The 14,315-nt window shown below is 64.6% G+C and carries 13 protein-coding genes; 3 read left to right on the forward strand and 10 right to left on the reverse strand.

The window, feature by feature from the left end; all coding sequences use genetic code 11:
- Window positions 1-32: 32 nt before the first annotated feature.
- The 10 genes from NRG74_RS02070 to NRG74_RS02115 form a co-directional block, all read right to left on the reverse strand.
- On the reverse strand, window positions 33-1,031 hold the full coding sequence (locus NRG74_RS02070) for an acyltransferase family protein (protein WP_257705627.1): 999 nt from the start codon (window positions 1,029-1,031) through the stop codon (window positions 33-35).
- A 356-nt stretch (window positions 1,032-1,387) separates the two neighbouring features.
- Window positions 1,388-2,095, reverse strand: coding sequence for a GntR family transcriptional regulator (locus NRG74_RS02075; RefSeq protein ID WP_064308347.1), 708 nt, complete (start codon window positions 2,093-2,095; stop codon window positions 1,388-1,390).
- A gap of 57 nt (window positions 2,096-2,152) precedes the next feature.
- Entirely contained in the window at window positions 2,153-3,178 is a 1,026-nt protein-coding gene (locus tag NRG74_RS02080) for a proline racemase family protein (protein WP_257705628.1), read from the reverse strand.
- Between the two features lie 10 nt (window positions 3,179-3,188).
- On the reverse strand, window positions 3,189-4,670 hold the full coding sequence (locus tag NRG74_RS02085; RefSeq protein WP_257705629.1) for an aldehyde dehydrogenase family protein: 1,482 nt from the start codon (window positions 4,668-4,670) through the stop codon (window positions 3,189-3,191).
- Window positions 4,671-4,683: 13 nt separating this feature from the next.
- Complete coding sequence (locus NRG74_RS02090) at window positions 4,684-5,943, reverse strand: NAD(P)/FAD-dependent oxidoreductase (RefSeq protein ID WP_257705630.1); 1,260 nt, start codon at window positions 5,941-5,943, stop codon at window positions 4,684-4,686.
- Window positions 5,944-6,132: 189 nt separating this feature from the next.
- Window positions 6,133-7,011 (reverse strand): dihydrodipicolinate synthase family protein, encoded by an 879-nt coding sequence (locus NRG74_RS02095; protein ID WP_184286486.1) that lies wholly within the window; start codon window positions 7,009-7,011, stop codon window positions 6,133-6,135.
- Window positions 7,012-7,036: 25 nt separating this feature from the next.
- Window positions 7,037-7,702, reverse strand: coding sequence for an amino acid ABC transporter permease (locus NRG74_RS02100; protein ID WP_158890917.1), 666 nt, complete (start codon window positions 7,700-7,702; stop codon window positions 7,037-7,039).
- Window positions 7,703-7,709: 7 nt separating this feature from the next.
- Complete coding sequence (locus NRG74_RS02105; protein ID WP_064308342.1) at window positions 7,710-8,381, reverse strand: amino acid ABC transporter permease; 672 nt, start codon at window positions 8,379-8,381, stop codon at window positions 7,710-7,712.
- A gap of 10 nt (window positions 8,382-8,391) precedes the next feature.
- Window positions 8,392-9,213, reverse strand: a complete 822-nt coding sequence (locus NRG74_RS02110; RefSeq protein ID WP_017642044.1) for an amino acid ABC transporter ATP-binding protein — start codon at window positions 9,211-9,213, stop codon at window positions 8,392-8,394.
- 55 nt (window positions 9,214-9,268) lie between these two features.
- Complete coding sequence (locus tag NRG74_RS02115) at window positions 9,269-10,114, reverse strand: transporter substrate-binding domain-containing protein (RefSeq protein WP_257705631.1); 846 nt, start codon at window positions 10,112-10,114, stop codon at window positions 9,269-9,271.
- 352 nt (window positions 10,115-10,466) lie between these two features.
- On the opposite strand from NRG74_RS02115, the gene NRG74_RS02120 reads away from it, so the two are divergent.
- The 3 genes from NRG74_RS02120 (at window position 10,467) to NRG74_RS02130 (ending at window position 14,314) form a co-directional block, all read left to right on the forward strand.
- A complete protein-coding gene (locus NRG74_RS02120) occupies window positions 10,467-11,813 on the forward strand; it encodes an aspartate aminotransferase family protein (RefSeq protein WP_257705632.1) in 1,347 nt (448 codons plus the stop codon).
- A 57-nt stretch (window positions 11,814-11,870) separates the two neighbouring features.
- Window positions 11,871-13,364 (forward strand): CoA-acylating methylmalonate-semialdehyde dehydrogenase, encoded by a 1,494-nt coding sequence (locus NRG74_RS02125; RefSeq protein ID WP_017642047.1) that lies wholly within the window; start codon window positions 11,871-11,873, stop codon window positions 13,362-13,364.
- A 212-nt stretch (window positions 13,365-13,576) separates the two neighbouring features.
- Window positions 13,577-14,314 (forward strand): hypothetical protein, encoded by a 738-nt coding sequence (locus tag NRG74_RS02130; protein WP_257705633.1) that lies wholly within the window; start codon window positions 13,577-13,579, stop codon window positions 14,312-14,314.
- Window position 14,315: the final 1 nt, after the last annotated feature.

Consider the following 14,315-nt stretch of genomic DNA (forward strand, 5'->3'; position numbering starts at 1 on the left):
GGCGCCGCTTGGCACGGCGCCAGCGACTGGCTTCAGGCGCCGATCAACACCCGGCTGCGCTGCTGGCTGACCTGCTTGACCAGCCAGACCGCGGCGATGCAGCAGAGCAAGGTGATCAGCGTCAGGCACAGGCGAGTGCCCAGATACTGGGCGAAGTTCTGCTCACCCAGCAGGCGGCCGAGCACCCGATAGGCGCCGGCGAGATAGCCGTGCAGAAAATAGATGGCGAAGCTGTAGGCACCGAGCAGGGCCATACCCTTGGCCAGGCGGCCGTCCGTACGTCCCGTGGTCTTGACCTGCTGGCTGAAGACGGCGAAGAGCAACAGGCACAGCGCCAGTTTCTGCAAGCCATAGAAGGCACTGTCGAGTACCGCCGCACCGCTCAGCAGCACCAGGGCCGCCAGCAGCCAGTAGCGCGCCTGGGGACGCTGCAGGCGTTCGCGCTGTTCGCAGGCCAGCATGCCGCAGAGGTAGATCGGCAGGAAATGCAGGGCGGCCAGCAGCGGATCGGCATCGTTGGCCGGGCGGTCGGACACCAGGAAATAGAGCAGGCCGACCATGGTCGCCGCCGGCAGCAGGCCACGCTGGACGATCCACCCCAGGACCGGCGCGAGCAGGAAGATCAGCGTCAGCGCCGGGATGAACCACAGCGGGCCCAGGTGGGCGCCAGTGGCCAGCAGCAGGGCGGTCTGGGCGAAGGGCGGCCAGTCATGGAAGGCGTTCATGTCGATCCACTCGTGCTCCTGCTTGAGCCCGGAAACATAGAGCAGCACGGCGGGAATCGAGATCAGCAGGTAGGGCAGGATGACATTCTGCAGCTTCTTGCCCAGATAGACCTGGTAGCTGTATTTGCCGAGGTTGTAGCGAAAGAAGAAACCGGAGAGGGCGACGAAGATGCAGGTGGTTTCCAGCGATAGCAGATTCAATGCGATCTGCTGGTGCTCGGTGGTCTGGTAGCTGCCCACGGTCATATGGTGGAAAACGATGAGGACGGCCGCCAGGCCGCGGATCCAGTTGAGCTGAATCAGCATGGAGAGGTTTCCTTGAGGAATAGGTAAACCACGCGCTCTGCCTCGGAGGAGGGGCACGGGTTAGCGAAAGCGGACAGTGGGGTACGCGGCAGAGACGGCGGACAGGCTACCGCGCCCGGCAGGACTACGCGCCGGGAAAAGAGGTGAGGCGAGGAGGCCTCGGCGCCACGGGACTACGGTGGCAGGCGGCCAGCTTAAAGTGTTTCAGGCAAATTACTGATTACTAATCAAATTTGTTATTTTCAAGATGTTTCTGTCAATGGAGTTGGCACGCCCATGACCTCTGGCCAGGGGTTTCCCAGTCATGGATCGAAGCTGACGTTGGGCCTGGCAGGCACACCAAGCAGGGCTCATTGTCAGCCCACTGCCATACCGCGCAACAGATCCTGTTCGAGAAAGCTGAGAAAGCGCTGGCGGAACAGCATGGTGTGTTCATGGGCTGCGGCTTCGGCCTCGTCGCCGTCCTGGTGTTCGATAGCGGCGACGATACGATCATGGTCGCGACCGAGCTGGGTGGAGCCAGCACTGTTCATGATGTAGTCGAAGTGCAGGTGTAGCAGTCGCTGTCCCTCGCCCAGCAATCGGTCGTAGCTGGCCGTGAGATAGGCATTCTTGCCGGCACGGGCGATCTCCAGGTGGAAAGCCTTGTTCAGTTCCGACATGGCCTGGAAGTCACCGCTGGCGACCGCGTCCAGGTAGCGCGCGTCCGCCTGTTTGATCAGGTCCAGCTCGCGCGGTGTCCGCCGGATGGCGGCCAGGCGGGTTACGGCGCGCTGCAACAGATCCAGCGCGGACACGTAGTTGGGGAATTCCTCGATCTCGAAGGGCGTTACCAGCAGGGTGCGATTGGGCAGGATGGTGACCAGGCCCTCGCTTGCCAGGCGCGCCAGGGCGTCACGGACCGGCGAGCGTGACAGCCCGAACTGGGTGGCCAGCGATGTTTCGTCCAGGGGCATCCCTGGTTTGAGCTGCAGGGTGAGAATCTGCCGGCGCAGCTCTTCATAGATGTAACGCCCACCGTGACGGCGGGCGGCAACGGTGGGATCAGCGTCTTTGGGAGCCATCGAGGAGTTCTTCACGCTCGGAGGTTGGAGGGCCAGTCTAGCATCGCGTTTGCAGCGCTAACCGAACCCGGCGCCCCAGGTATCGCTGAGCATGAAGCCGGCGGCGAGCGGATCATCCGGATCAATGCCGAGTTGCTGTAGCCCATAGAGCCAGGCACGCCCAGTGACCCTGGGCAGGACCGCTGGCCGACCCGCCACTTCGGTCAGTCCGCGCAAGCCAAGAGTGAATTCACCGCCAATGGTCGAGCGTGAGGTGAGCTGATCGCCTACCGCGACCAGTCCGCGCGCGGCGAGGGTGGCCAGATTCGCCGAGCTGCCGGTGCCGCAGGGCGAGCGATCCACCCGGCCTGGCGGCAAGGTGGTGCAGGTCTGGTAGGTGCAGGCGTCCAGGCGCTTGCGGAACATCACGTAGGCGATCTCGTTCACGCTGGACAGCAGGGGATGCTGAACGCGGACCTGCCGGCCGATCTCGTGCTTTAGTTCTACGCCGAGTTCGGCCAGCTCTCGGGCATGCTCCGGTGCGATGCTCAGCCCGACCTGATCGACATCGATCAGCGCGTAGTAGACCCCACCGAAGGCCACGTCTACCGTCAGGGTGCCATGCTGGGCGGTAGGGACCTGCAGATCCAGCGCCTCGACGAAGGCCGGCACCATGTCCAGGGAGACATTCAGGCAGCGGCCGTCACGGCACTCGGCCTGGGCCACCACCAGACCGGCCGGTGTATCCAGCGTCACGGTGGTCAGCGGCTCCTGCATCGGCAGGATACCCAGCTCCAGCAGCGCCGTGACCACGCAGATGCAGTTGCTGCCCGACATGGGATGGGCCTTGTCCGCCTGCAGCACGATGAACCCCGCCTGGGCCTCAGGGCGGGTCGGTGGCAACAGCAGATTGACCGACATCTGCAGGCAGCCCCGCGGCTCCAGGGTCACCAGGCGCCGCAGGCTGTCATCCACCTCGTTGATATAATTCATCTTGTCGAGCATGGTCCGCCCGGGCACGTCCAGTACGCCCCCGGTGATGACCTTGCCGATCTCGCCTTCGCAGTGGACTTCCGCCAGTTGCAGGGTCTTCTTCCAGCGCATGATGGGCGTCCTATTTGATGTACCAGCCCCAGGGCTGGTCGCTGTCGTAGCGGGTGATCTGCTTAGTTTCCAGGTAGTTCTGCAGACCCCATTCACCCAGTTCGCGACCGATGCCGCTCTGCTTGTAGCCGCCCCAGGGCGCCTCGGTAAAGGTCGGCTGCGAGCAGTTGATCCAGACGATGCCGGCACGCAGTGCGCGGGCCACCCGCTCGCAACGGTCCAGGTCGCGAGACATCACTGCGGCGGCCAGCCCGAAGCGGGAGTCGTTGGCGCTGCGCACCGCCTCGGCTTCGCTGTCGAAGGGCCGCACGCAGACCACCGGACCAAAGATCTCCTCGCGCCAGATCCAGCTGTCCTCGGCCATATCGGCGAAGACCGTGGGTTGTACGTAGTACCCGGTGGGCAGCTGCGTGGGACGCTTACCGCCAGTGACCAGGCGGGCGCCTTCCTCTTCTCCCCGGGCAATGGCGGCCAGCACCTTCTCGTGCTGGCCACGGCTCACCAGGGGGCCCAGCAGCACGCCGGATTCGAGCCCCGGACCGATGGTGATGCGCTGGGCTTCCTGGGCGAGACGCTCCAGCAGCGGTTCATAGAGATCTCGCTGCACCAGGACACGTGAGGTAGCCGAACAGACCTCGCCTTGGTTCCAGAAGATGCCGAACAGGATCCATTCGACCGCTGCTTCCAGGTCGGCGTCGGCGAAGATGACGAAGGGCGATTTACCGCCCAGCTCCAGGCTGATGTTTTTGATTTCGCGGGCCGCGGCCTGCATGATCCGGCTGCCGGTGGGCACGCTGCCGGTAAAGGCCAGCTTGTCGACGTCTGGATGCTCGGCCAGCGGAGCGCCCGCTTCGGCCCCCAGGCCGGTGACCACGTTGATCACGCCGGCAGGCAGCCCGGCCTGGTGGCAGATGTCGGCCAGTTCCAGGGCGGTCAGCGGGGTCAGTTCCGAGGGCTTGAGCACCAGGGTGCAGCCGGCGGCCAGGGCCGGGGCGACCTTCCAGGCGGCCATCAGCAGCGGAAAGTTCCAGGGAATGATGGCCCCGGCCACGCCGATGGGTTCCTGGCGTGCGACGGCGCTGAAGCGTGCATCGCTCAGGGTGATGGCACGCTCGCGATCCCGGTCCAGGCGTTCGGCCTGGTCGGCGTAGAAGTCGAAGCAACCGGCGGCGTCGCCGATGTCCCACAGCGCTTCAGGAAGCGGTTTGCCGTTGTCGCGCACTTCCAGTTCGGCGAGTTGCTGCTGGCGCTCACGGATCGTCGCTGCGATGCGGCGCAGCACCGTCGCCCGTTCGGCGCCGCTCTGCCGCGGCCAGGGGCCTTCGTCGAAGGCACGGCGGGCCGCGCGCACGGCCAGGTCGATGTCCTCGGCGGTCGCCGCGGCGACCTGGGCAAGGGGTGTCTCGAGGGCCGGGTCGAAGGTCTCGAAGGTGCCGCCGCGCAGGGGGCGCACCCATTGGCCGTCGATGTACAGGTGGTCATAGGAAGCCATCGGCGAAGTCCTGTCAGAAGCGCGAGGCGCGGAAAGGGTGGAGGTCGAGGGAGGTGGCACGACCGCTGGCGAGATCGGCGATGAGTCGCCCGGTGGTGGCGCCCAGGGTCAGGCCGAGTTGGCCATGGCCGAAGGCGAGCAGTACGTTGGGCAGGCGCTGGCTGCGGTCGATGATCGGTTTGGTGTCGGGCAGGAAGGGGCGATAGCCGATGCCGTATTCGAAGTCGGTCGTACGCAGCTGCGGCAGCACGCGCCGTGCCTTCTCCAGGATGATGTCGGCCCGTGCGAAGTTGGGTTTGGCGCCTTCACCGGCGAATTCGATGGTGCCGCCGATCTGCAGCCCGCGCGTCATGGGCGCGAAGCAGAAACCGCCATCGGCATAGATGGTGGAGTGGTGGATTTCGACCTCGGGCTCTGGCAGGACCACCTGGTAGCCGGCGATTCCCGCCAGGGGGATGGAGAGTCCGAGTTGGCCGAAGAAGGCCCGTGAGCCATTGCCTGCGGCGATGACCACTCGCTCGGCCGGCAGTCGTCTTCCGTCGGCCAGGGTCACCCCGGTGGCCTGACCCTGATGTTCGTCGAGGCGCGCGACTCGTTCGCGGATCCGACGTCCGCCAGCCTGCTCGAAGCTGGCGGTGAGGGCGGCGATGAAGCCTTCGGTGTCGCTGACCGCGCGCCAGTCGGGAAACAGCAGCCCGTGCTTGAAGCGGCCGGCCAGGGCTGGCTCCAGATCGGCGATGGCGGCGGCGTCCAGTTCTTCCACCTGAAAGCCCAGTCGCTCGCGCAGCTCGAAATGATGGCGCTCCTGGGCCAGCCCCTGGGGCGTGTCGAACACCTCGAGAATGGGGCGTTCGCCTAGCAGGCGCTTGTCAGGGCAGGCCTCCAGCAGCACGGCGTAGTCGCGGTAGACCTCCCGGGTCAGGGTCGCCAGTTCCGCGGCGATCGCCTGGATACGCGTGGGCCGGGCGCAGGCCAGGAAGCGCAGGAACCACGGCAGGATGCTGGGCAAGGCGCTGGGCCGCAGGGCCAGCGGACCCCGCTGGTCCAGCAGCCAGCCGGGGATCTTCTTCAGGATGCCCGGCTTGGAAAGGGGGACCACCTCGCTGACGGCCATCTGGCCGCAGCTCCACTTGGCCGTGCTGTCGCCCGGTGCGGCGGGATCGATCAGCGTGACCGCCAGGCCATCGCGTTGCAGCCAGAGGGCGCAGCACACCCCGACGATACCGCCCCCGACGACGATCGCGGTCCTGGGAACGCCTGACTCCTGATTCATAGTGCTCTCTCGTTGGATGACTGCCTGACGCGCGGACCGGATGGCCAACCCTGCCAGGCCGGCGCAGAGGCGTCCACGCTAGGGGCGCAAGACGCCGCTCGCGTTCTCCACACCTGGCCTTGGGCGCCGTTGAAGCTTGGGCTCATGGAAATCCTCCGCCTACCCCATGGCAGCGGGGTAGGCTCTGGGTCAGCGCTGAGAGGCTTCGAAGACGGCGCGGAATTCGGCTTTCTCGGCGTCGCTCAGCGGCAGCAGCGGCAGCCGGGCATTGCCGGAATTGAAGCCAGCCAGCTCGCAGCCGTATTTCACCTTCTGGATGAATTTGCCCTGTTCCATGCTCGCCATGACTGGGAACAGCGAGCGCATCACCGCCTGGGCACCCTGGATGTCGCCGGCGGTGAAGGCCTTGTGGAAGGCGACGATCTGGTCCGGGAAGCAGTTGGCCGGGCCGCAGATCCAGCTGGTGGCGCCCCATAGAAAGAAGTCCAGTGCCTGGTCATCCGAGCCGCAGGACAGCTGGTAGCCGCCCTTGAAGGTCTCGGTGACCTCGATGGCGCGTAGCAGGTTGCCGGAGCTTTCCTTGATGCCGATGACACGCGGATGGTCGCGGAAGGCTGCCAGTACCGAGGTGCCCACCTCGACGTTGGTGCGGATCGGGTAGTTGTAGAGGATGACGTTGATGTCGGCGAAGGTATCCAGCACGACCTGATAATGGTTGATCAGCTCTTCCTGAGTCGGCAGGGCATAGAAGGGCGGGGCGAGCAGGATGTTGCTGAAGCCGCACTCGATGGCCTGGCGAATCTGCTCGATCACTTCACGGGTGCTGGCTCCGTTGCAGTTGGCGATCAGGGTGCCCTTGCCTTCGGCTACCTCCCTGACCGTCTGCAGCACCAGGCGTCGCTCGGGGTTGTCGAGGGCGTAGTACTCGCCTGTGGAACCCAGGGCGACGAAGCCGGATACCCCGGCTTTGAGCTGATACTCGACGATGGAGGCGAGCGTCGCGCAATCGACGTGGCCGGCCTGGTCGAAGGGGGTGACGAGAGCGGGAAGGATGCCGTGCATGTTCATGGAATTACCTCTTCGGGATGGGCGATCAGTAGGCGAAGCGTCGCAACAGCCGGGCCTCGACGAGGCCGACCAGACGGGTCAGGGGAAAGGCGATGCAGAAGTAGATGACGGCCACCGCCGAGAGGAACTCGACCGGACGCGCCGTGCTGTTGGAAAGGTTCTGGCCGACGAACATCAGGTCCGCCACCCCGACCGAGGAGATCAGAGCGCTTTCCTTGAACAGGCTGATGACGTTCGAGAGCAGCGGCGGTATGGCGCGCAGCAGCGCCTGGGGGAAGATCACATAGAGCACCTTCACCCCGGGCGTCAGGCCGAGTGCCACGCAGGCATCGTGCTGTTCGCCGGCGATGGACTTGAGGGCGCCGCGAAAGGTCTCGCTGGTGATCGCCGCCATGAACAGCGTGAGCGAGATCACTACCGACACATAGGGCGAGATCGACAAGCCGAACACCACTGGAAAGCAGAAGAACACCCAGAACAGCTGGATCAGCAGGGGCGTGCCGCGAAAGAATTCCACATAGAGCCGCACTGGCGCCCGCAGCAGCCGACTGGGCGCCAGCTGGACCAGACTCAGGCCGAAGCCCAGCAGGCTGCCCACCAGGGCGCAGCCGAGGGTGATGGTCAGCGTCAGTCCCAGGCCCTTGAGCAGCACCTGCCAGTAGCCGAGGACGATGGAGAAATCGAGTTGCATATCCATCTCAGCGCTCCAGGGCCGCGTCTTGGCGGCGTTCGACGAGGCGCACCAGCTGGGCGATCGGCAAGGACAGGGCGAAGTAGATCAGGGCGATCAGCGAGTAGGTTTCCAGCGGGCGATAGGCTTCGGTGGCGATGGACTTGCCGATGTACATCAGATCGGCCACGGCCACGATGGCGACCAGGGCGCTCTGCTGGAGGATGCCGATGCCATTGGTCATCAGTACCGGCAGGGCGCTGCGCAGCGCCTGCGGCAGTACCACATAGAGGGTGCGATTCAAGGGCCCCAGGCCGAGGGCGACGCTGGCATCCAGATGCTCACGCGGCACGGCCTGTACGCCGGCGCGGTAGGCCTCGGCATTGAAGGCGGTGAGGTTAAGGCCCAGCGCCAGCACGCCCATGGTGATGGGGTCGACGAAGACGTTGAACAGCATGGGCACGCAATAGAAGAACCAGACGATCTGCAGCAGGACCGGGGTGCAGCGGAAGAACTCGATGAACAGCTGGGCAGGCAGCCGTACCAGGCGCCAGCGATTCAGGGTCAGCAGGCAAAGCAGGAAACCCAGCACCAGGCCCATGAGATTGGCGGCCAGGGCGAGTTGCAGGGTCACCTTGAGGCCCTGCCAGAGCGGGCCCAGGGTGCCGTTGAGAAAATGAAAGTCGAATTGGTAGTTCATGGCGCCGTCCTCAATCCAGGTGCAGGACCTTTTCCAGGAATTCCCGGGTGCGGGGCTCGCGCGGACGTCTGAACAGTTCCTCGGGCGGGCCTTCCTCGACCGGTCGGCCGTTGGCGCAGAACACCACGCGGGTCGCGATGTGCTTGGCGAAGTGCATGTCGTGGGTGACGATGATCATCGCCATGCGCTGCTCGGCCAGCTGCAGCATCACGTTCTGCACCTCGATCACCATTTCCGGGTCGAGGGCGGAGGTGACCTCGTCGAAGAGCATCAGCGCCGGTTCCAGCATCAGCGCGCGGGCGATGGCGACGCGCTGCTTCTGGCCACCCGACAGTTGGCTGGGATAGGCGTGCAGCTTGCTTTCCAGGCCCAGTCGGGCGAGGTACAACCGAGCCTTTTCGGTGGCTTCGGCGCGCGACAATCCGCGTACCTTCATGGGCGCCAGGACCAGATTGCCCAGCACCGACAGGTGGGGAAACAGGGTGTAGTGCTGGAAGACCATGCCGATCTGCCGGTGCAGTTCTCGATCCAGCACCTGACTACGTCCGTTGCGACCTTCTATATAGGGCTGGCCCTGGAAGTGGATGCGGCCGTCCTGGATGCTTTCCAGCCCCATCATCACGCGCAGCAGCGAACTCTTGCCGCTGCCACTCGGGCCGATGATCACCAGACGGTCGTCGGCACGCATGTCCAGGCAGAAGTCGTCCATGACCTTGAGCTCCGGACCATAGCTCTTGCACACGTGCTGGAACTGGACGAAGCCATCGGGACCCGGGCGGGCCTCCGGTGCGGCGGTGGCAAGGGGCGTCGGCATGATGGAAACGGCTTTCATAGGGGCGAACTCCGGTAAGGACTCGTCAGGACGAGTCCTTTGTCTCAGCGGCGGATTACGGGGCTTTCTGGGCGTTGACCTGCTCGGAGGCCTTGTCCACGAGGGCGGCGATCTCACCCGTTTCGCGTCGCTGGGTGAGATAGATGTTCAACACCTGCATGTCGGCCCAGGAGATGTCGCGGCGCACGCCGAAGGCCACGCCCTGCTTGGCCAGCGCCGGCTTGGGCATCACTTCTTTGGCCCAGGTGGGGTTGGCGATGGCGAAGAGGTGATTGGTGTCGCTGGCATCGACCAGCACGTCGGCGCGGCGGGACATCACCGCCAGACGTGTCTCGTCCATACCGGGGAGACGCATCACGGTCCCTTGCTTGATGACGGCCGAGATCGCCTTGTCCGCGGCCGTACCGGACATCACTGCGAAGGTCACGCCGGGTTTGTCGTAGTCCGTCAAGGTCTCGCCGGCCTGGGCCAGCTTGGGGTTGTCCTTGTTCAGCAACAGTGAGATCTGATAGTCGGTGGCGGCCGTGCTGAAGGCCACGGCCAGGGCCCGCTCGGGTGTCTGGTTGAGTGCCATGGCCAGATCCCACTTGCCGCCCTGCAGGCCGGCGACCAGGTTGTCCCAGTTGGTGTCGACGAACTCCACCTTGACCTTGAGCACCCGCTCGCCGAAGTCGCGGCACAGATCGACGAAGTAGCCGCTGTATTTCGCCGAGGCGGCATCACGCATCACATAGGGCGCGGCGACTGCGGCCCCGCATTTCAAGACGCCGGCTTTCTGGACTTGCTGCCACACGCCGGCCTGCTCGGCCTGAGCGGCCGGCTGCCAGAGCAGGGCGCCGGCGATTGCCAGACTACCCAGGACTGCACGAAGGGATTGCGAACGCGATAGACGCCGAGCCATAGCTGCTACTCCATTTGGACGATTGTTATAGGCAGGAGGCAAAAAAGCTTTTTTGTGTATGTAGTTGTATTCAGCGCTGCATGCAGATTAGGAGTGGTGAATTGGGACTGTCAACGGGCTCCCTCAGCAGCGCTGCCGTAAAAGTGCTGCAGCTCCAGTTGAGCTCGGCCGGTAAATCCTTGATATGCCGAAATAAAAGGCTACCCACCGCGGCAGGAAAAAAATTTCCCGAAAACGGAACCAGAGACTTAACGTGATTTTTACTGAATCCAAGTGTGAGAAAAAAACCATTTAACTCACGCAAGGCTGGACGTACTCTGCAGGCTCAACGTCACCGCCCCGAGGCCCTGTCATGAACCAGCCGCTGACCGTTTCCCCACCCGTCGCCGCGCAGCTCAATCTGCGCGCCCACTGGATGCCCTTCACCGCCAATCGCGCCTTCCAGAGGGATCCGCGCATCGTGGTGGCCGCCGAAGGCAGCTGGCTGATCGACGACCAGGGGCGGCGCATCTATGACAGCCTCTCCGGACTCTGGACCTGCGGCGCCGGTCACTCGCGCAAGGAGATCCAGGAGGCCGTGGCGCGCCAGCTGGGCACCCTCGACTATTCGCCGGGCTTCCAGTACGGCCATCCGCTGTCCTTCCAGCTGGCCGAAAAGATGGCCGAGCTGACCCCGGCGGGTCTGGACCATGTCTTCTTCACCGGCTCGGGTTCCGAGAGCGCCGACACCTCGGTCAAGCTGGCGCGGGCCTACTGGCGCATCAAGGGTCAACCGGCCAAGACCAAGCTGATCGGCCGGGCCCGCGGCTACCACGGCGTCAACATTGCCGGCACCAGCCTGGGCGGCATCGGCGGCAACCGGAAGATGTATGGCTCCTTCATGGACGTCGACCATCTGCCCCATACCCTGCAACCGGGCACGGCCTTCACCAAGGGCATGGCCGAGACCGGCGGCGTCGAGCTGGCCAATGAACTGCTCAAGCTGATCGAGTTGCACGATGCCTCCAATATCGCGGCCGTCATCGTCGAGCCCATGTCCGGCTCGGCTGGGGTGATCGTGCCGCCGGTGGGCTATCTGCAGCGCCTGCGCGAGATCTGCACCCAGCACGACATCCTGCTGATCTTCGACGAGGTCATCACCGCCTTTGGCCGCATGGGTCGTCACACTGGCGCCGAATTCTTCGGCGTGACGCCGGACATCATGAACGTGGCCAAGCAGGTCACCAACGGCGCCGTGCCGCTGGGCGCGGTGATCGCCAGCAGCGCCATCTACGACACCTTCATGAACCAGGCCACCCCTGAGCACATGGTCGAGTTTCCCCACGGCTACACCTATTCGGCCCATCCGGTGGCCTGTGCCGCGGGTCTGGCGGCGCTGGAGCTCATGGAGCGTGAAAATCTGGTGCAGCAGGCCGCCGAGCTGGCGCCCAAGTTCGAAGCCTCGCTGCATGGCCTCAAGGGCGCCAAGCACGTGGTGGACATTCGCAACTGCGGCCTGGCCGGTGCCCTGCAACTCGCCCCGCGCGACGGCGATGCAGTGATCCGCCCGTTCGAGGCCGGCATCGCCCTGTGGAAGGCCGGCTTCTATGTGCGTTTCGGTGGCGACACCCTGCAATTCGGGCCTACCTTCAACGCCAGGATCGAAGACCTAGATCGTGTCTTCGCCGCGGTCGGTGATGTCCTCAATCGCCTCGACTGACCCTCTTTCCGGCGCTCCTCAGCGGGAGCGCCCATCCCTCGTACAAGGAGTCCTTTCATGAGCCTCAAGCATCTCATCGGCGGTCAGCTGGTCGACGGTGGCAGCCGTCGCGCACCCGTCTACAACCCCTCCACGGGTGCAGTGATCCGCGAAGTGCCCTTGGCCGATGCGGCCACTCTGCAGCAGGCCGTCGACGCCGCCCAGGCCGCCTTTCCCGCCTGGCGCAACACCCCACCGGCCAAGCGCGCCCAGGTGCTGTTCCGCTTCAAGCAGCTGCTGGAAAGCAACGAAGACCGCCTGGTGCAGCTGATCAGCGAAGAGCACGGCAAGACCTTGGAAGACGCCGCCGGCGAATTGCGCCGTGGCATCGAGAACGTCGAATACGCCACTGCCGCACCCGAGCTGCTCAAGGGCGAATACAACCGCAACGCCGGTCCGAGCATCGACACCTGGTCCGACTTCCAGCCCCTGGGCGTGGTAGCCGGCATCACCCCCTTCAACTTCCCGGCCATGGTGCCGCTGTGGATGTATCCGCTGGCCATCGCCTGCGGCAACACCTTCATCCTCAAGCCCAGCGAGCGCGATCCCAGTTCCACCCTGGCCATCGCCCAGCTGTTCGAGGAAGCCGGCCTGCCCAAGGGCGTGCTCAACGTGGTGCACGGTGACAAGGAAGCCGTGGACGGCCTGATCGACGCCCCCGAGGTCAAGGCGCTGAGCTTCGTCGGCTCCACCCCCATCGCCGAATACATCTATGCCCGCGGCACGGCCAAGGGCAAGCGCGTCCAGGCCCTGGGCGGCGCCAAGAACCACGCGGTGGTCATGCCCGATGCCGACCTCGGTAATACCGTCAATGCCTTGATGGGCGCCGCCTACGGTTCCTGCGGCGAACGCTGCATGGCCATCTCGGTGGCGGTCTGCGTCGGTGACCAGGTCGCCGATGCCCTGATCGCCCGACTGGTGCCGGAGATCGAGAAGCTCAAGGTTGGTCCCGGCACCCAGTGCGGCCTGGACATGGGCCCACTGGTGACCGGCGCGCATTTGGACAAGGTCACCGGCTACGTCGTCGATGGCGTCGCCGCTGGCGCCAAGCTGGTGGTGGACGGCCGCAGCCTCAAGGTCGCCGATCACGAAGAAGGCTTCTTCCTCGGTGGCTGCCTGTTCGATCAGGTCACCCCGGAGATGCGCATCTACAAGGAAGAGATCTTCGGACCGGTACTCTGCGTGGTGCGGGTCAAGAGCCTGGAAGAGGGCATCGCCCTGATCAATGCCCACGAATACGGCAATGGCACCTGCATCTTCACCCGCGACGGCGAAGCGGCGCGGCTGTTCGCCGATCAGATCGAAGTGGGCATGGTCGGCATCAACGTGCCGCTGCCGGTGCCGGTGGCCTACCACAGCTTCGGCGGCTGGAAGAGATCGCTGTTCGGCGACCTTCACGCCTATGGCCCCGACGGTGTGCGCTTCTACACCCGCCGCAAGACCATCACCCAGCGTTGGCCGCAACGTGAGACCCAGGAGGCTTCGCAGTTCGCCTTCCCCAGCAACGGTTGAGCCTGTTTAAAGGCTGCTGCGCGTCGGCCAAACGGCGTTGAAAATGCCCTGGGTCGCCAGCCCGGTCCGCTTCCTCAGGCATTTTCGCCTTGTTTGTCTCTAGCTAGCGAGCCTTTAAATAAGCTCGGAAAGGCTCATTCCTTGGCCTGCCGCACAGCAGGCCGGCCAAGGAAGGCTTTACCCTTCGGCTGCCCTCCATTGCCGAAGCTTCCATGCCTGCCCCTACCTTCACAGCCGTCGCCCGTCTCGGGTGTGTGATTGGCCTCCTACTCGCGAGTCTGAGCGGCTGCAGCCGTCAAGCTGCCCAGGATATCGCCCAGCAATTCGGCAAGACCCGCCCCAGCGAATTCCTGCAGACCAGCTCCGATCGCATGGCTACTCTCGCCATGCAGGCCAATCTGCAGAGTCTCTATCGGCTGATGAACAAGCTCTACCTGCGCAATCCGGCCGAATGGAAGAAGACCGGGCTGCCCGATGCCGCCAGCGCCGAGCGTGAGATCCGCACGGCCATCGAGCAGCGACGCAGCCTGCCGGCACTGGGCGGACGCAAGGACGTGGCGGCCCTGAGCTACGTGCTGGGTGACGATTACCAGGGTGACCGCGTCGGTGCTTTCATCTATGCCATCGGCAGCATGATCATCGCCGCCCACGGCAATCGCACCGAGTTCTACATCACCGATGTGGTGAATGCGCGCTTCGTCAACAATGCCGCCCGTAACATCGAGAAGGCCACTTGGCTGCTCGGCCAGCGCAAGAACGCCGAGGGCGAACCGCTGCTGTTCGCCAACGAGATCTCGGAGGAGGGCAGCAACCTCAGCTTCGCCACCGAGTTCGGCAAGATCGTCGCTCGCCTGGACCTGCTCGCCCAGTTGCTGGACGAGCGCTACCGGCGCATCGGCGTCAACTACGCCCAGAGCCTGCTGTTCATCAACTTCCTGCCGGTGCAGTAGC

Source organism: Pseudomonas oryzihabitans (assembly GCF_024652905.1).
GTDB classification, from domain to species: Bacteria; Pseudomonadota; Gammaproteobacteria; order Pseudomonadales; family Pseudomonadaceae; genus Chryseomonas; species Chryseomonas benzopyrenica.